Raw genomic sequence first — 16,417 nt, forward strand, 5'->3', positions numbered from 1 at the left:
CGAGGAGAAACAGTGCGGATCGGTCACGAGCCGGGTAGTAGCGGTGCGCACGGAACTTCGTCGACGGCGCTGGCCGACCGACTCCAGGGCGACAGCCTGGCCGCGCGGATAGTGCGCAAGCCCCTTGCCTACATCGCGCTCACCAAACCACGCGTCATCGAGTTACTGCTCGTTGCCACCATTCCGACGATGTTGCTGGCCGACCGCGGCACGGTGGACATCCGGCTGATCCTGGTCACCCTGTTCGGTGGCTGGATGGGCGCGGCCAGCGCCAACACTCTCAACTGTGTGGCCGACGCCGATATCGACAAGGTGATGAAGCGGACCGCGCGCCGCCCGCTGGCCCGCGAGGCGGTGCCCACCTCGCACGCGTTCGTCTTCGGTGTCGTGCTCGGCGCGATCTCCTTCGCCTGGCTGTGGTGGCAGGCCAACCTGCTCAGCGGGTTGCTGGTCGTCGCGACGATCCTGTTCTACGTTTTCGTCTACACCAAGGGCCTCAAGCGCCGGACCTCGCAGAACGTGGTGTGGGGCGGCGCAGCCGGCTGCATGCCCGCGCTGGTGGGCTGGTCCGCGGTGACCGGCACTATCGGCTGGCCCGCGGTGGTGCTGTTCGCGGTGATCTTCTTCTGGACACCGCCGCACACCTGGGCGCTGGCCATGCGCTACAAGGAGGACTACCGCGCGGCAGGCGTACCGATGCTGCCGGTGGTCGCGACCGAGCAGGTGGTGACCAAGCAGATCGTCATCTACACCTGGTTGACGGTGCTCGCGACGATGGCGTTGGTGCCCGCGACCGGTGTCATCTACGCGGCGGTCGCCCTGGTGGCCGGTGCCTGGTTCCTGCTGATGGCGCATCAGCTCTACGCCGGGGTGCGCCGTGGCGAGTCGGTGAAGCCGCTGAAGCTGTTCCTGCAGTCGAACAACTACCTCGCGGTGGTGTTCTGTGGTCTGGCCGTCGACTCGGTGCTCGGGTGGGACACGATCGGCAGCCTCGTCGGGCTGTAAGACTTCTGGAACAGTGGCCGGGCAGCGATGCCCGGCCACTGTCATGTCCGGACCTGGTCCGGTCGCGGCCTCGCCGGATCAGGGGAGTGGGCGACCTGGAAGCTCACCAGCGATGTGCGAGGTGGCCGTCGGGTCGGATCAGGATGTCGGTGCCCGCCGTCGCCGAAAAGGCGGTGAAGGCGTGTCCGTCGGTGTCGACAAGTGTCACAGACGCCGGTCGGGCGGATGACTCGGACGGGGCGTCGACGCGGCGAATCTCGACCGTGAGAACGCCGGATCCGTCGATCGGTGTCGCTGGGGACACGGATGTGGAGTTCGCGCCTGCCGCGAAGGCCGGGAGCTCGATGTCGAGTGAGTCGTTGGTCGGGGCGAAGCGGAGCAGGGTCGCGTGGGGGCCCCGGAAGACGTCGAACAGGCGGATCGGGCGGCCGGTTTCGTCGTGCAGCGTGGCGTCCGGCGCGCGGTCGCCCGCGACGAGGGGGCCGTCGTCGGCGGGGGAGCGATAGGTGATGGCGAGCTGGCGGGTTTCGGGGCCGCGGTGCATCGCGTCCTCGTCGCCGTCGACGAGCTTGCCGAGGAGTTCGGTGCTCAGGCCGAGGATGCGGGCCGCGACCGTGCGGCGTTCGGGTTCGTAGGTGTCGAGCGGGGCCGGGTCGCCACCGAGGGCAGCGGCCAGTTTCCAGCCCAGGTTGTAGGCATCCTGAACGCCGGTGTTCAGGCCTTGGCCGCCGGTGGGCGGATGGACGTGGGCGGCATCGCCCGCGAGGAACACCCGGCCGTCGCGGAAGTGTTCGGCGAGTCGAATATTGGGGCGCCACACCGTGATCCAGGACAGGTCGCTCAGCACCAGGCCTGTCTCGGGGCCGTGGCGGTCGGCCAGATCCTGCAGGGTGGCCAGGTCGGGGAAGCGGTCGTCGGTCAGCGGGGCGGCGAACTGGAAGCGCCGCGCGCCCGGTAGCGGGGACAGGGCGAACCCGGTCATCGGCTGGTCGGCCGCGGCGGCGAACCAATAGCCGTACTCGTGGTCGAGAGAGTCAGCGCGGACATCGCCGAGCAGCATCTTGATCGACTCGTCGGTGCTGCCCTCGAACGCGATCCCGAGGCGCTTGCGCACCGTGCTCGCGCCACCGTCGGCACCGACCAGATAGCTCGCGCGCACCGTCTCCGATGTGCTGCCACGTTGCAGTGTCGCGGTGACGCCGGCGTCGTCCTGGGTGAAATCGACCAGTGCCGTGGCGAATTCGACCGTCACCCCGAGCTCGGCGAGCCGCGCCCGCAGGATCGCCTCGGTGTCGGACTGGCCGAGCACCCAGGTATTCGGATACGGCACATCCGGGGTCGGCTCGACCGGGTCGGCCATGCGGCGCTCGCCGACGAAGGTCCCCGCGAAATAGGCGCGCATCACCGGGACCTCGCGCCCGGCGGCCAGTACCGCGTCGATGACGCCGAGGTCGTCGAACACCTCCAGGGTGCGCGGTTGGATGCCGTCGCCGCGCGACCCCTGAAACGGCGAATCGGCCCGGTCGACGAGCCGGACGTCCACGCCGCGCCGTGCGAGATCGAGGGCGAGGGTGAGACCGGTCGGGCCCGCACCCGCGATGAGTACCTGCTCTGACATGGCAATGCCTCCTGCGACAAGAACTGAACTGATATTCAGTGAATATGAATTCAGTTTCAGTGTTGGTACCGTGCTTGTCAAGGAGGTGATGTCCGGTGGTGGGCAGCAGGCGCGAGAAATCCGCGGAGACCGAGCAGGCGCTCAAGGATGCCGCCCGGCAGGTCTTCGCCGAACACGGCTACCTGAACGCGAAGATCACCGACATCACCACCGCCGCGGGCCGCGCGGCCGGATCGTTCTACAACCACTTCGCGAGCAAAGAGGAACTGCTGCAAGCGCTTCTGCGCGATATGGCGGTGGCCAGCGACGAGCGAGCGGCCGATCCGGAGCACAACGGTGACTTCACCGACCCGGCCGCAGTCCGCTACCACGTCCGCGGCTACTGGACCTTCGCCCGCGAACACGCCTCGGTCCTACGCGCGATGGGTCAGGCGGCGCAGGTCAGCCCGGATTTCGCCCGGATCATCGCGGGCTTCGGCGCCGAACAACGCACCGACATCGCCGACCACGTGGCGGACTTCCCGGAACGGGGGCTACGCCTGCCGGGAACGGTCGACGCCAGCCTGGCGATGATGTTCGCCGCGGTCGACGGGATGTTGCGGATGGTCGAAGACGGCTCGGTGACCCTCACCGACGAGGCGGCGATCGAGTCGATCACCCGTTTCGTCTACCGCGGTCTGACCGGCCGCGACTACTAGCCGCGCGCCGGGTTCCGAACTCCGGTGGCCGGGTTCGGTGTGAGTGCTCGGCGAGCCAGCGTCAACCAGCGCGACTGCTCCACCTCGGACATGGCGTCGGTCGGCGCGGTGGACAGCAGGAGGACCACGTCGTCCGCGGTGACGTCCGGGTAGAGCGAATTGTTGCGGTGCGCGGCGGCGACCAGCTGCTCGACGGCGGCACGCCCGCGCGCCTGGATCTCGCGGAGTGAGTCCTCGGCGACCCCGGCGACGGCGAACCGGAGCAGGCGTTCCTGCCGCATATCGATCATCACGTGGCGCAGCAGTGCGATCACCTCGTCGATGGCCGAGCTGGTCCCGTCCTCGGCTCTGGCGAGCGCCGAGTTCAGCGACCGGTCGATGCCCTCGGCCAGGTCGGCCACGATGCTCTCGATCAGATCCTGCTTGGTCGGGAAGTGCCGATACAGCGTGCCGGTCGCGACACCCGCTGCCGTGGCGATCTCGTCCATGCCGATGCCCGGCCCTTCGCGGATGACGAGTTCGCGTGCGGCGGCGGCGATCGCCTCGCGATTGCGCCGCGCGTCCGCGCGCAGGGGTCGGTCGGTCATCTCGGTGCCATCCTTCTCGAGTGCCTTGCCAATAACATGAACGACTGGTTCACTTTAATGTGAATGCATCGTTCATGTTAGGAGCTGTCATGAAGTGGTCCGAAGCCGACATCCCCGACCTGGCCGGGCGAATCGCGGTCGTCACCGGTGCCAATACCGGACTCGGCTTCGAAACCGCACGAGCCCTGGCCGCGCGAGGCGCGGCCGTGGCGCTCGCCTGTCGCGATTCCGGTAAGGCGGCCGACGCTGCCGAGCGCATCGCGAGACAGGCACCCGGAGCGAAGGTCGACACGGTCGCTCTCGACCTGGCGTCTCTCACGTCGGTCCGTGCCGCGTCCGAGACGGTGCGCAGCCGCTACGACCGCGTCGATCTGCTGATCAACAATGCCGGTGTCACCGGGCTGTCCGGCACGACCGAGGACGGATTCGAGAGCCAGTTCGGGATCAACCATCTCGGTCACTTCGCGCTCACCGGACTGCTGCTGGATCACCTCGTCGCAGCCGAGGCCGGGCGGGTGGTGACCGTCAGCAGCATCGGCCACCGCTTCGGGCGAATCGATCTCGACGACCCTGCGAGATCCGCTGGAAATGCTTATGCCGTATCGAAATTGGCGAATCTGCTGTTCACCTATGAGCTCGATCGCCGGCTCGCGGGAACGTCGGCCTGCGCACTGGCCGCTCATCCCGGCGGCGCGAGCACCGAGGTGTTCCGGCACTCCCCGGCGGTCTTCCGTCTGCCGAATCTCGCCGTCGCCCGCCTGTTCGGGCGCACCCCCGCCATGGGGGCGCTCCCGACTCTGCGTGCCGCGACAGATCCGGCCGCGCAGGGGAGTGAATACTACGGACCCTCAGGACTTTTCGAGATCGGCGGCTATCCGGAGCGGGTGCGCTCCAGCTCTCGCTCGATGGACCGCGAGAGCGCGCGCCGACTCTGGGAAGCTTCCGAGGAACTGACCGGTGTCCGCTTCCTGGGGTGAGTGGACAGCCGGGCTACGGCAGCAGCACGATCGAGCCGGTGGTCTTTCGCGCCGCGAGATCGCGCTGGGCCTGGGCCGCGTCGGCCAGCGGATAGGTGGCGCCGATGCGCAGGTTCAGGGTGCCCGCGGCGATCCAGTCGAAGACATCGGTGGCACGCCACAGGAATTCGGTGCGATCGCGGGTGTAGGCGCCCAGGGACGGGCGGGTCAGCCAGAGGGAACCGGCGGGGTTGAGTCGTTGCGGGTCGAAGGGCGGGACCGCGCCGCTGGCCGCGCCGAACAGGGCGAGGGTGCCGCGGATTCGGAGGGCGGCGAGGCTCGCTTCGAAAGTGCTGGCGCCGACACCGTCGTAGACCGCGGCCACGCCGATGCCGTCGGTGAGGTCACGGACGCGGGCGGCCAGGTCGTCGCCGTAGCGCAGGACGTCGGTGGCGCCCGCTTCGCGGGACAGTTTCTCCTTGGCGTCGGTGGAGACCGTGGTGATGACTCGGGCGCCCCTCGCGACGGCCATCTGAGTGAGCAGCAGGCCCACGCCGCCCGCGCCCGCGTGGACGAGAACCGGGTCGCCGGGTTCGGGAGAGAACACCGATTCGGTGAGGTAATGGGCGGTCATGCCCTGCAGGAGGGCGGCGGCCGCCACGGCCGGCTCGACGTCGTCGGGCACCTTCACCGCCACGGCCTCGTCGACGGCGACCAGGTCCGCGTAGCTGCCGGGCGCCGACGCCCAGGCGACGCGGTCGCCGACGGCGAACTCGGTGACATCCGAACCGATCGCCACCACGATGCCCGTGCCCTCGGAGCCGGGGACGTAGGGCGTCGCCTGCGGATACTGGCCCGTGCGGAAGTAGATGTCGATGTAGTTGACGCCCACACCCTGGGTCTCGACCAGCAGCTGACCGGGCCCGGCCTGCGGGTCTGCCAGCTCGACGTACTGCAGGACCTCGGGACCGCCGTGCTCGGAAACCTGAATCGCGCGCATGAGTCCTCTTTCTACACCCCGTGTTCCAGGCCACTCGAGGCTGGACTGGAAACTACCTGCCGGTAAACTCCGGTTCATGAGTACAACCGCCGCCCCCGAGGCCGTGAAGGTGCCGGCCGAGGTCGAGAAGTCCATCGTGAAGTTCCTCGCCCAGCACGGTGGTTCGGGAACGGCCGTGCTGCAGTACATCGGCAAGCAGGGCGTGCGGATCACCCTGGTCGGTGCCGACGGCATCCTCGGCGACCGGGTGGTCGGCGACATGGCGACCGCGAAGGCGCTCGTGGAGCGCGTCGACGGCCTCGCCGAGACCGACGAGTGGAGCCGTGAGCTGGGCTCGATCGTGACCCCCGCCCCGACGCACTGGGCCAAGATGGCCGGCTGGGTCGCCCATCAGACCAAGTTCCCGAAGGCGCGCAACTGGAAGTTGTTCGCGGGGGCCTGATCTCCGCGGCGCAGAATTACCGACGAACATCGAACAGCCCGCGATCGGGTATACCGATCGCGGGCTGTTTCGTTGTGACGGGTCAGTGCACGGAAGCCTGGGGCACCGCGGGAACGTCGACCTTCTCGCGTGTCCGCAGCGACGCCCACAGTGCGGCGGTCGCGGCGGTGCACGCCGCTGCCCCGCCGACGTGGATCGCGACGAGCGCGGCGGGCACATCGGTGAAGTACTGCACGACACCGACCAGCCCCTGCGCGAGCACGAGCGCGAGCAGGACGAACAGCCGCTTGCGGATGGCGGGGGTGATGCCGACGGCGAAGAGCCCGAACGCGAGCCCGACGAGCAGTGCGAGATATCCGATCATCAACTGCGAATGCAGGTGCACCAGGGTGACGATCTCGACTTGCAGTCGCTCGACCTGCCGCTCGATGCTCTTGTCACCGGCATGCGGGCCGGCCGCGGTGACCAGCGTGCCCGCGATCAGCACACTCGCGAGGGCCACGCCCGACAGTGCGGTGAGCCAGCGCAGGGGAGCGGGCACCTGGACGGTCTCGATGCCGTCGTCGGGTTCGCAGATCTTCGCGTACAGCACCACGGCCAGCCAGACCATCACCATCGAGACGAGAAGGTGCACGGCGACGGTCCACCACAGCAAGCCGGTGCGCACGGTGATACCGCCGATGATCGCCTGCACGACCGTGCCGCCGGGCATCAGCCAGGCATAGGTCAGGACTTCCCTGCGCCGCCGTGCCCGGATGACGGCCAGCACGATCAGCCCGGCGCACAGCGTCACCGCGAAGGTGAGCAGCCGGTTGCCGAACTCCACGGTCTGGTGCAGGACGGGCACTTCCGACACCCCGATGGGGGTGAAGCTGCCGGGGAAGCACTGCGGCCAGGTCGGGCAGCCGAGGCCGGAGGCGGTGACGCGCACGATCGCGCCGGTCACCGAGATTCCCGCCTGGCTCAGGATCACCGCGATGGCGATGAGCCGCTGCACCCGCAGCGAGGGGAGCGGCAGCCGGTCGACGAGGCCAACGAAGGCGCGATACAGCACGTCAGGAATGGTACCGGCCAGGATTTCGGCGCTGATACCAGGGCTACTACAGCGCGTCGTTGGTCACGTCAGTGGAACCGGAACAGCCGGGTCGCCAACCATCCGCACACCACGCCCCACGCCGCGAGCACCGCCACGCCGAACCAGTCGATCGACCCCGTCAGCGCCGTGTCCAGCGCGAAAGCCAGCGCCCCGGACGGGATGAGCCGGGCGACCACGGTCAGGGCGGTGGGCAGGGTATCGCCGACGAGTACCAGGCTGGCGATGCCGAGCATGATGAACCACAGGATATTGGCCAGCGCCAGCACGACCTCGGCCTTGAGCGTCCCGCCCAGCAGCAATCCCATCGCCGCGAAGGTGGCCGTGCCGAGGGCGATCACCAGCGCGCCGAGGGCGAGTCCGCCGATCCCGGGGCGCCAGCCGAGCGCGACACCGATCGCGCCGAGCAGCATCGCCTGCAGCACCACCACGATCAGGACGGCGGCGCACTTGCCCGCGATCACGCCCCAGCGGGGCAGCGGTGTCGCGCCGAGTCGTTTGAGGGCGCCGTAGCGGCGGTCGAAGCCGACCGCGATGGCCTGGCCGGTGAACGCGGTCGACATCACCGCGGTCATCATCACCATCGGCACGATCCGGTCGACCCGGTGCTCGCCCAGGTCGCCGAACGGCAGCAGGGTGAGCCCGACGAGCAGGGTGATCGGGATGAACATGGTGAGCAGCAGCTGTTCGCCGTTGCGCAACAGCAGTTTCAGCTCGAGCCCGGTCTGCGCGGTGAGCATCGTCGCGCGCGAGGCGGGCCGCGGATCGGGGGTGAAGGTGCCGGGCAGGAAACGGCTGGTGGTCTCGCTCATCCGCGCAGGTCCCGTCCGGTCAGTTCGAGGAAGACGTCTTCGAGGCGGCGCTGGTCGATGCGGATATCGGTGGCCAGCACGTCCATCCTGGCGCACCAGGCGGTGACGGTGGCCAGCACCTGCGGGTTGATCTCGCCCTCGACGAGGTAGGTGCCCGGTGTCGTCTCGCGCGGCGAAAAGCCCTCCGGGAGAGCCGAGGTGAGCAGGTTCAGATCGAGTTTGGGTGGGGCGCAGAATCTCAGCTGGCCCGCCGCGCCGTGGGCGGTGACCTCGGCGGGCGTACCCTGGGCGACGATCTGCCCGTGATCGATGATGACCAGCTGGTCGGCGAGCTGCTCGGCCTCGTCCATCATGTGCGTGGTGAGTACGACGCTCACGCCGTCGCGGCGCAGGGCGTCGATGAGTTCCCAGACGATCAGCCGGGCCTGCGCGTCCAGGCCGGCGGTGGGTTCGTCGAGGAATACGATCTCGGGCTTGCCGACCAGCGCGCACGCGAGCGCCAGGCGCTGCTGCTGACCACCCGACAGGCGACGATAGGGAGTGCGGCGATTGTCCTGTAGGCCCAGCGTCGACAGCAGCCAGTCGGGATCGATCGGATCGGCGGAGTAGGACGCGACCAGGTCGAGCATCTCGCCCGCGCGGGCGCCGGGGTAGGCGCCGCCACCCTGGAGCATCACGCCGATGCGCGGACGCAACTGCTCGGAATCGGCGATCGGGTCGAGACCGAGGACGCGGACCGTGCCCGCGTCCGGGCGCACGAAGCCCTCGCACATCTCGACGGTGGTGGTCTTGCCCGCGCCGTTGGGGCCGAGCAGAGCGAACACCTGGGCGGGCTCCACGTCGAACCGGAGACCGTCTACCGCTGTGGTCTCGCCATAGCGCTTGACCACACCGTCGACGCTAACGGCGGGTCCAAGGCGTGTTGTCACGATGTCACACGGTAAGCCGTGCCCTCCTGTGACGGAGCCGACACCCCCGGCTGCGCCCGCCAGGGCAGCGTGTGCCGGGTGAGCGCGAAGAACAACGCGAAGCACACGACGGCCGCGAGCGCGGCGCCGATGATCTGGAAGACCTGGAATTCCGCACCGCGCGGCATCACGAGCATGGAGACCACCGCCGAGAAGGCGACGGCGGGCACGCGGAACACCGGCTGGGTGGCCCAGGCCGCCAGCGGCACGATCGCCCAGAGCAGGTACCAGGGCTGGACCACCGGAAACAGCAGCACAATGGCCGCGAGCGAGACGCCGAGCGCGCCGACGGGATGGAGCCGGCCCATACCGGTAGCGACGAGCATGCGGACTGTCACGTAGCCCGCGACCACCGCGGCGATGGGCCGGGTGATCGACAGCAGCGCGGTGGTGTGGTCGCCCAGCCCGAGCAGCACACCGCCGAAACCGGTGACGATTCCGATGATGGTCGGCAGCGACATCCAGCTCCGGACGGCATTGGCGACGCTGAGGGTATTGACCCAGCCGAAGCCGAGCCCACTGGCGAAACCGATGAGAAGCGTTGTCGCCACGGCGATGACGCCCAGCAGAGCCGCGGCCTTGACGACGGCGGTGAGCGTGCCGCCCCAGCGTCTGGCCAGCGCCATGCCGACGAAGCCGAGCGCGATGATGGAGGTGAGCTTGATCGACGACGACAGCGTGATCACCACCGCGCCGCCGATCAGCAGCCCGTAGGCGCGGCTGTCGAAGGGTGGCAGATTCATGGCCGTCAGCCGGTCGGGTCTGCCTCCTTCGCCGTAGATCGCGCGCAGCATGAGCTCCACCCCGGCCAGCATCAGCCCGAGCATCAGCGCGTCGTTGTGCACGCCGCCGACCAGGTGGAACAGCACCAGCGGATTGGCCGCACCGAGCCACAACGCACTCACCGGCGCCACCCCGCAGCGCACCGACAACCGCGGCAGCGCCCACACGATCAGCGCCACTCCGGCCAGCGCCAGCAACCGGTGCACCCAGACCCCGGCGATGATGTTGTCCCCGGTGAGCTCCGCGATACCGCGACCGATCCAGAGGAACAGCGGCCCGTACGGCGCGGGCGTATCGCGCCAGATCGTCGGCACATTGTTGGTGAGCACATTGTCGATTCCGAGTCCGGCGACGGGACCCTCGGAATAGGGGTCGATGCCGCGGGCGGCGATCTCGCTCTGTGCCAGATAGGAATAGACGTCGTTGCTGAACATCGGCGGCGCCACGGACAGCGGAATGATCCACAGCAGCAGCGTGCGGTCCAGTTGCGAGCGGCTCAGCCGGTGCAGTGGCGAACCCGCGAGCCCGCCGATCGCGAAGCGCCCGAGCAGCAACCACGCACCGATCACCAGCGCGGTGCCGAACATGCACATCGCGAGGGATCCGGTGTGCGCTCGCGCGAAGATGCCGAGCACCCGCACGCCCGAGACCGGATTCTGGTGCACGGGTTGGGCGCCGATGCCCAGCGCCGCGATCGCCATCAATACGGCGCCGGTCGCGCCCATCAGCCGGATCCGGTCCAGTTGCGCGCGTTCGCTCTTGTCGAGCCCGGGGACCTCGGTCTCGTCGCGATGCAGCACCGCGACGGTGTGATCGGGCGCCGACACGTCGAGCCCGAGAGCTCGCCGCCCGAACGTCAGTGTCTTGCGCGCCGCGCCCTCCAGTACCGCCACGAAGTCAGAGCCTAGTGTGCGTGGACGCGACAGGGTTCGTCAGTCGTTCGCGCACTGGAGGTGCGCCTGTCGCGGCGGACTACCTGGGTGCTTCGACCGGGGTCGGCGCGGTCACGGCCGGTGGTCCGACGTACACCGGGTCCGAGCGCAACGAGAGCGCGGCGGCGACGATCACGGCCACGCAGATCAGCGCTACCGCACCGAGCGCCGCCCAGCCGATGCGCTGCGCGGATCGCTGATCGCGGGCCGACAGCCAGCCGGGCACGAACAGGATGCCGAGCGCGCTCAACGTGCCCGCGGCCAGACCGCCGAGGTGGCCCCACAGCGAGATTCCCGGGATCGAGAAGCTGATCAGCACGTTCACGCCGATGACCACCAGCATCGGGGTCGGGCTCTGCCGCAACCGGATCAGCGTCACCGTGACAGCGCCGAACAGGCCGTACACCGCACCGGAGGCGCCGGCTGTCGCCGTCACCGAATCCGACAGCGCCATCACCGCCGCCGACCCGCCCAGCAGCGAGACCAGGTAGACGCAGCCGTACCTGATCCTGCCCAGCACCTGCTCGAGGTCGCGCCCCACGACATACAGGGCGAACATGTTGACCAGCAGATGGATCGCGCCGTAATGCAGGAACCCCGACCCGAGCAGCCGCCACCACTCGCCGTCGGCCACCAGCAACGGCACCAGGACGAACTCCCGGAACACCGACGACCCGCGGTAGTTGTACATAGGACTGCCGGCCTGCGCCGCGGTGAGCACATAGACCAGCACATTGACCGCGATCAACCCGTAGGTCACGTACGGAACCGCGCCGCCCTCGCGTGCGCCGCCGACGGTCCGCACCGGCCGCACGTCCTGCTGCCCCTGCCGTACACAGTCCACGCAGTGCTGCCCGACCGCCGCCGGACGCAGGCAGTCGGGGCAGGCGGGCCGCCCGCATCGCGTACACGCGAGTCCGGTAGGCCGATCAGGATGACGGACACACGTGGGTGTGAGCGGGTTCGACACCCTGCCATCGTGCCAGACCGCCCCCTGCGCCCGCCGCGTTCGCCACTGCGCACCCGGACTGTCGATCGTCGCGCTGTGGTGCGAATATTTCCTGCGAGCAACGCCGCGCGAGCGGGCCGGGCGGACCGTTCGGCACCGGGTTCGGTGTTGCTGGGCACCGGGTGGTCGCGGTAGCCGACCTGTGCGATGGGTCACCCGGGCGAGCGACCGGGATGGGTCCGCAGGGTCCGCACCTGGGGTTTTGTCGGGCGGGGGAGCGCCCCGATGATCTTCATCGCAGGTCAGGGCACCCTTTGTCAGGTGACCCTTATTAGATTTAGGGAAGCAATTCCGCCACACTGGTGTTGTGAAAACCGTGGGTTTGCGGACAGGCGTGGAAAGTGACGGTCGTAAGGCGACCGGCGCTCGGTCGTCGGCTGTCCCCGCGGCGACCGCGCACGAGGGGCAGACCAGGGCGGCCATCGTCCAGTTGCTGCTCGAGCAGGGGCCGATCACCGCGACGGCGATCGGCACCGAACTCGGTCTCGCGCCCGCCGGGGTGCGCAGGCACCTCGACGCGCTGATCGACGCGGGCCAGGCTCGGGCGAGCCGCTCCGCGCCGTGGCAGCAGAAAGGGCGCGGTCGACCGGCCAAGCAGTACCAGCTCACCGCGGCGGGCCGGGGCAACCTCGGTCACGCCTACGACGATCTGGCCGGCGCGGCGATTCGTCAGCTCGGCGAGATCGGTGGCGACGCCGCGATCGCCGAATTCGCGCGCAAGCGGGTTCGCGTGATCGTCGACGGCATCGAACCCGTCGCCGACCACACCGCACCGGTGATCGAGGCCAAAGTCGAGGAGATCGCGGAAGCGTTCGCCGAGGCCGGTTTCGCCGCCACCACCCGTCAGGTCGGCGCCGGTGTGCAGATCTGTCAGCACCACTGCCCGGTGGCCCATGTCGCCGAGGAGTTCCCGCAGTTGTGCGCCGCCGAATTGGACGCTTTCCGCGACCTGCTCGGTACCCACGTGCAGCGCCTTGCGACGATCGCCAACGGCGATTGCGCCTGCACCACCCACGTACCGCTGGTCGCGGTGCCGAAGACCCCAACCGCCGCACAGCCCGCGGCGGGACGAACGAACGACTCCGGAAGGAGTGCCGAATGACGACCTCGACCGACCAGGTACAACCGCTTACCCAGGACGAAACCATCGCCTCGCTGGGCACCTACGGTTACGGCTGGTCCGACTCCGATGTGGCAGGCGCCAGCGCCCAACGTGGCCTGTCGGAGGCTGTCGTTCGCGACATCTCGGCCAAGAAGAGCGAAGAGGAGTGGATGCTCGACCTGCGCCTCAAGGCGCTGCGCATCTTCGACCGCAAGCCCATGCCGAACTGGGGTTCCAACCTCGAGGGCATCGACTTCGACAACATCAAGTACTTCGTGCGCTCGTCCGAGAAGCAGGCCGAGAGCTGGGAAGACCTGCCCGAGGACATCAAGAACACCTACGACAAGCTGGGCATCCCGGAGGCGGAGAAGCAGCGTCTGGTGTCCGGTGTCGCGGCGCAGTACGAGTCCGAGGTCGTCTACCACTCCATCCGCGAGGACCTGGAGAAGCAGGGCGTCATCTTCCTCGACACCGATACGGCGTTGAAGGAGCACCCGGAGATCTTCCACAAGTACTTCGGTTCGGTCATCCCCGCCGGTGACAACAAGTTCTCCGCGCTCAACACCGCCGTCTGGTCGGGTGGCTCGTTCATCTACGTGCCGCCGGGCGTGCACGTCGACATCCCGCTGCAGGCCTACTTCCGGATCAACACCGAGAACATGGGTCAGTTCGAGCGGACGCTGATCATCGTCGACGAGGACGCCTACGTCCACTACGTCGAGGGTTGTACAGCGCCGATCTACAAGTCCGACTCGCTGCACTCCGCGGTCGTGGAGATCATCGTGAAGAAGGGCGGCCGCTGCCGCTACACGACCATCCAGAACTGGTCGAACAACGTGTTCAACCTGGTCACCAAGCGGGCCAAGGCCGAAGCCGGCGCCACCATGGAGTGGGTCGACGGCAACATCGGCTCCAAGGTCACCATGAAGTACCCGGCGGTCTGGATGACCGGCGAGCACGCGCACGGCGAGGTCCTCTCGGTCGCGTTCGCGGGCCCCGGCCAGCACCAGGACACCGGTGCCAAGATGCTGCACCTGGCCCCGCACACCTCCTCGACCATCGTGTCGAAGTCGGTGGCGCGTGGTGGCGGTCGCGCGTCGTACCGCGGTCTGGTCCAGATCAACAAGGGCGCGCACGGGTCGAAGTCGACCGTGAAGTGTGACGCCCTGCTGGTCGACACCATCAGCCGCTCCGACACCTACCCCTACGTCGACATCCGCGAGGACGACGTGACGATGGGGCACGAGGCGACCGTCTCCAAGGTCTCCGAGGAGCAGCTGTTCTACCTGATGAGCCGCGGCCTCACCGAGGACGAGGCGATGGCGATGATCGTGCGCGGCTTCGTGGAGCCGATCGCCAAGGAACTGCCGATGGAATACGCATTGGAACTGAACCGGCTCATCGAGCTGCAGATGGAAGGGGCCGTGGGCTGATGTCGACGCTCGAGACGCCGATCCAGAATCCTGGCGCGGGCGCCGCGGTCAACAAGGGCGAGGTCTTCACCTCGTTCGACGTGAACGCATTCGAGGTCCCGTCGGGTCGCGACGAGGCGTGGCGGTTCACCCCGCTGCGCCGCCTGCGCGGCCTGCACGACGGCACCGCTGCCGCCGACGGTCAGGCAACCGTCGAGGTGAGTGAAGTCGCCGGTGTCACCGTGGAAACGGTGGGCCGCACCGACTCTCGTCTCGGCCAGGCCGGCACTCCCGCTGATCGTGTTGCCGCCCAGGCCTACTCGGGTTTCTCCGAGGCGACCGTGATCACCGTCGGCCCGGAAACCGAGGTGTCGGACCCGGTCACCGTCACCATCACCGGTCCCGGTGAGGGCAAGACCGCCTACGGTCACCTGCAGGTGCGCCTGGACAACTTCGCCGTCGCCACCGTGGTCATCGACCAGCGCGGCAGCGGAACCTACGCCGAGAACGTCGAATTCGTGCTCGGTGACAGCGCCAAGCTCACCGTCGTCGCGGTCCAGGAATGGAACGAAGACGCCGTGCACGTCACCGCGCATCACCTGAAGCTGGGCCGTGACGCGAACCTGCGCCACGTGTCGGCGACCCTCGGCGGCGACCTGGTTCGCCTGTCGGGCACTGTGCGCTACGCCGGTCCCGGTGGTGAAGCGGAGCTGTTCGGTCTGTACTTCGCCGACGCCGGCCAGCATTTCGAGCAGCGCCTGCTGGTCGATCACGCCGAGCCCAACTGCAAGTCCAATGTGCTGTACAAGGGTGCGCTGCAGGGCGATCCGTCCTCGCCCAAGGGCGATGCTCGCACGGTCTGGATCGGCGACGTGCTGATCCGCGCGGCCGCCGAGGGCACCGACACCTACGAGGCGAACCGCAACCTGGTGCTCACCGACGGCGCGCGCGCCGACTCGGTGCCGAACCTGGAGATCGAGACCGGCGAGATCGCCGGTGCCGGGCACGCGAGTGCCACCGGCCGTTTCGACGACGAGCAGCTGTTCTACCTGCGCGCTCGCGGCATTCCCGAAGACGTCGCCCGCCGCCTGGTGGTGCGTGGCTTCTTCTTCGAGATCATCCAGAAGGTCACGGTCCCCGAGGTCCGGGAGCGGCTCGAGGCGGCCATCGAGGCCGAACTCGCCACTGTCGGTATCTGACTCACCTACTTCCCACGAAGGACTTCAATTCGATGACAACTTTGGAAATCAAGGACCTGCACGCCGAGATCACCACCCCCGAGGGTGAGTCGAAGCAGATCCTCAACGGCGTCGACCTGACTGTGAAGTCCGGCGAGACGCACGCCATCATGGGCCCCAACGGCTCGGGCAAGTCCACGCTGTCCTATGTGATCGCGGGCCACCCCAAGTACACCGTCACCCAGGGCACCATCACCCTCGACGGTGAAGACGTCCTCGCGATGTCGGTCGACGAGCGTGCCCGCGCCGGCCTGTTCCTGGCCATGCAGTACCCGGTCGAGGTCCCCGGCGTCTCGATGTCGAACTTCCTGCGCACCGCTGCCACCTCCATCCGCGGCGAGGCCCCCAAGCTGCGCACCTGGGTCAAGGAGGTGAAGGAGTCGATGAAGGAACTCGACATCGACTCGGCCTTCGCCGACCGCTCGGTGAACGAGGGCTTCTCCGGTGGCGAGAAGAAGCGTCACGAGGTGCTGCAGCTGGGTCTGCTCAAGCCGAAGATCGCCATCCTCGACGAGACCGACTCCGGTCTGGACGTCGACGCGCTGCGCATCGTCTCCGAAGGCGTCAACCGCTACAAGGAGCGTACGGACGGCGGCGTGCTGCTGATCACCCACTACACCCGCATCCTGCGCTACATCAAGCCCGACTTCGTGCACGTGTTCGTCAACGGCAAGATCGTCGCCGAAGGTGGCTCCGAGCTGGCCGAGGAACTCGACGCGAACGGCTACGAGCGCTTCACGTCCGCGACCGCTGGAGCCTGAC

16 protein-coding genes are annotated in these 16,417 nt (G+C 68.3%); 8 read left to right on the forward strand and 8 right to left on the reverse strand.

Annotation, left to right across the window (positions count from 1 at the left end):
* The first annotated feature begins 69 nt into the window (after positions 1 to 69).
* Positions 70 to 1,005 (forward strand): heme o synthase, encoded by a 936-nt coding sequence (locus ACFTS5_RS03540; RefSeq protein WP_378628319.1) that lies wholly within the window; start codon positions 70 to 72, stop codon positions 1,003 to 1,005.
* Between the two features lie 103 nt (positions 1,006 to 1,108).
* Here the strand turns inward: ACFTS5_RS03540 and ACFTS5_RS03545 are convergent, their stop codons facing one another.
* Positions 1,109 to 2,623: an FAD-dependent monooxygenase gene (locus ACFTS5_RS03545; RefSeq protein WP_378627093.1), complete on the reverse strand. Its 1,515-nt coding sequence runs from the start codon at positions 2,621 to 2,623 to the stop codon at positions 1,109 to 1,111.
* Between the two features lie 95 nt (positions 2,624 to 2,718).
* Here ACFTS5_RS03545 and ACFTS5_RS03550 point away from each other — a divergent pair, with 95 nt between their 5' ends.
* Positions 2,719 to 3,321, forward strand: coding sequence for a TetR/AcrR family transcriptional regulator (locus ACFTS5_RS03550; protein WP_378627094.1), 603 nt, complete (start codon positions 2,719 to 2,721; stop codon positions 3,319 to 3,321).
* Here ACFTS5_RS03550 and ACFTS5_RS03555 read toward each other — a convergent pair.
* A complete protein-coding gene (locus ACFTS5_RS03555; RefSeq protein ID WP_378627095.1) occupies positions 3,318 to 3,908 on the reverse strand; it encodes a TetR/AcrR family transcriptional regulator in 591 nt (196 codons plus the stop codon). The genes ACFTS5_RS03550 and ACFTS5_RS03555 overlap by 4 nt on opposite strands.
* An 89-nt stretch (positions 3,909 to 3,997) precedes the next feature.
* On the opposite strand from ACFTS5_RS03555, the gene ACFTS5_RS03560 reads away from it, so the two are divergent.
* Positions 3,998 to 4,885, forward strand: a complete 888-nt coding sequence (locus ACFTS5_RS03560; protein ID WP_378627096.1) for an oxidoreductase — start codon at positions 3,998 to 4,000, stop codon at positions 4,883 to 4,885.
* A 13-nt stretch (positions 4,886 to 4,898) separates the two neighbouring features.
* Here ACFTS5_RS03560 and ACFTS5_RS03565 read toward each other — a convergent pair whose 3' ends face one another.
* A complete protein-coding gene (locus ACFTS5_RS03565; protein WP_378627098.1) occupies positions 4,899 to 5,864 on the reverse strand; it encodes a quinone oxidoreductase family protein in 966 nt (321 codons plus the stop codon).
* A gap of 76 nt (positions 5,865 to 5,940) precedes the next feature.
* Here ACFTS5_RS03565 and ACFTS5_RS03570 point away from each other — a divergent pair, with 76 nt between their 5' ends.
* Positions 5,941 to 6,306, forward strand: a complete 366-nt coding sequence (locus ACFTS5_RS03570; RefSeq protein ID WP_378627099.1) for a hypothetical protein — start codon at positions 5,941 to 5,943, stop codon at positions 6,304 to 6,306.
* An 82-nt stretch (positions 6,307 to 6,388) separates the two neighbouring features.
* Here the strand turns inward: ACFTS5_RS03570 and ACFTS5_RS03575 are convergent, their stop codons facing one another.
* The 5 genes from ACFTS5_RS03575 to ACFTS5_RS03595 all read right to left on the reverse strand — a co-directional run bounded on the left by ACFTS5_RS03575 (position 6,389) and on the right by ACFTS5_RS03595 (position 11,864).
* A complete protein-coding gene (locus ACFTS5_RS03575; protein WP_378627101.1) occupies positions 6,389 to 7,360 on the reverse strand; it encodes a heme A synthase in 972 nt (323 codons plus the stop codon).
* Positions 7,361 to 7,428: 68 nt separating this feature from the next.
* Entirely contained in the window at positions 7,429 to 8,211 is a 783-nt protein-coding gene (locus ACFTS5_RS03580) for an ABC transporter permease (protein ID WP_378627102.1), read from the reverse strand.
* The gene (locus ACFTS5_RS03585; protein WP_378627104.1) at positions 8,208 to 9,140 is read right to left on the reverse strand and encodes an ABC transporter ATP-binding protein; all 933 of its coding nucleotides are present in this window, start codon (positions 9,138 to 9,140) and stop codon (positions 8,208 to 8,210) included. Before ACFTS5_RS03585 ends, ACFTS5_RS03580 begins: the two co-directional genes overlap by 4 nt.
* Positions 9,137 to 10,855 carry a polyprenol phosphomannose-dependent alpha 1,6 mannosyltransferase MptB gene (mptB, locus tag ACFTS5_RS03590; protein WP_378627106.1) on the reverse strand — a complete coding sequence of 573 codons (1,719 nt, stop codon included), beginning with the start codon at positions 10,853 to 10,855 and terminating at the stop codon, positions 9,137 to 9,139. The genes ACFTS5_RS03585 and mptB overlap by 4 nt, the downstream gene beginning before the upstream one ends.
* Before the next feature lie 79 nt (positions 10,856 to 10,934).
* Positions 10,935 to 11,864, reverse strand: coding sequence for a rhomboid family intramembrane serine protease (locus ACFTS5_RS03595; protein WP_378627107.1), 930 nt, complete (start codon positions 11,862 to 11,864; stop codon positions 10,935 to 10,937).
* Positions 11,865 to 12,210: 346 nt separating this feature from the next.
* On the opposite strand from ACFTS5_RS03595, the gene ACFTS5_RS03600 reads away from it, so the two are divergent.
* The 4 genes from ACFTS5_RS03600 to sufC are packed head-to-tail and all read left to right on the forward strand — an operon-like array spanning position 12,211 to position 16,416.
* Positions 12,211 to 13,005 (forward strand): helix-turn-helix transcriptional regulator, encoded by a 795-nt coding sequence (locus tag ACFTS5_RS03600; protein WP_378627108.1) that lies wholly within the window; start codon positions 12,211 to 12,213, stop codon positions 13,003 to 13,005.
* Positions 13,002 to 14,438 (forward strand): Fe-S cluster assembly protein SufB, encoded by a 1,437-nt coding sequence (sufB, locus tag ACFTS5_RS03605; protein ID WP_062983114.1) that lies wholly within the window; start codon positions 13,002 to 13,004, stop codon positions 14,436 to 14,438. The genes ACFTS5_RS03600 and sufB overlap by 4 nt, the downstream gene beginning before the upstream one ends.
* A complete protein-coding gene (gene sufD / locus ACFTS5_RS03610; RefSeq protein WP_378627109.1) occupies positions 14,438 to 15,616 on the forward strand; it encodes a Fe-S cluster assembly protein SufD in 1,179 nt (392 codons plus the stop codon). Before sufB ends, sufD begins: the two co-directional genes overlap by 1 nt.
* Before the next feature lie 32 nt (positions 15,617 to 15,648).
* Positions 15,649 to 16,416: a Fe-S cluster assembly ATPase SufC gene (gene sufC / locus ACFTS5_RS03615; RefSeq protein ID WP_378627111.1), complete on the forward strand. Its 768-nt coding sequence runs from the start codon at positions 15,649 to 15,651 to the stop codon at positions 16,414 to 16,416.
* The last annotated feature ends 1 nt before the right edge of the window (position 16,417 follow it).

The organism is Nocardia sp. NPDC056952 (genome assembly GCF_042674185.1).
Lineage (GTDB): Bacteria > Actinomycetota > Actinomycetes > Mycobacteriales > Mycobacteriaceae > Nocardia.

What these genes read in the sequence shown, in the direction of transcription:
- ACFTS5_RS03545 (WP_378627093.1), bottom strand. Translation starts at nt 2,623, where the DNA reads ATGTCAGAGCAGGTACTCATCGCGGGTGCGGGCCCGACCGGTCTCACC.
- ACFTS5_RS03555 (WP_378627095.1), bottom strand. Translation starts at nt 3,908, where the DNA reads ATGACCGACCGACCCCTGCGCGCGGACGCGCGGCGCAATCGCGAGGCG.
- ACFTS5_RS03560 (WP_378627096.1), top strand. Translation starts at nt 3,998, where the DNA reads ATGAAGTGGTCCGAAGCCGACATCCCCGACCTGGCCGGGCGAATCGCG.
- ACFTS5_RS03565 (WP_378627098.1), bottom strand. Translation starts at nt 5,864, where the DNA reads ATGCGCGCGATTCAGGTTTCCGAGCACGGCGGTCCCGAGGTCCTGCAG.
- ACFTS5_RS03570 (WP_378627099.1), top strand. Translation starts at nt 5,941, where the DNA reads ATGAGTACAACCGCCGCCCCCGAGGCCGTGAAGGTGCCGGCCGAGGTC.
- ACFTS5_RS03580 (WP_378627102.1), bottom strand. Translation starts at nt 8,211, where the DNA reads ATGAGCGAGACCACCAGCCGTTTCCTGCCCGGCACCTTCACCCCCGAT.
- sufB (WP_062983114.1), top strand. Translation starts at nt 13,002, where the DNA reads ATGACGACCTCGACCGACCAGGTACAACCGCTTACCCAGGACGAAACC.
- sufD (WP_378627109.1), top strand. Translation starts at nt 14,438, where the DNA reads ATGTCGACGCTCGAGACGCCGATCCAGAATCCTGGCGCGGGCGCCGCG.
- sufC (WP_378627111.1), top strand. Translation starts at nt 15,649, where the DNA reads ATGACAACTTTGGAAATCAAGGACCTGCACGCCGAGATCACCACCCCC.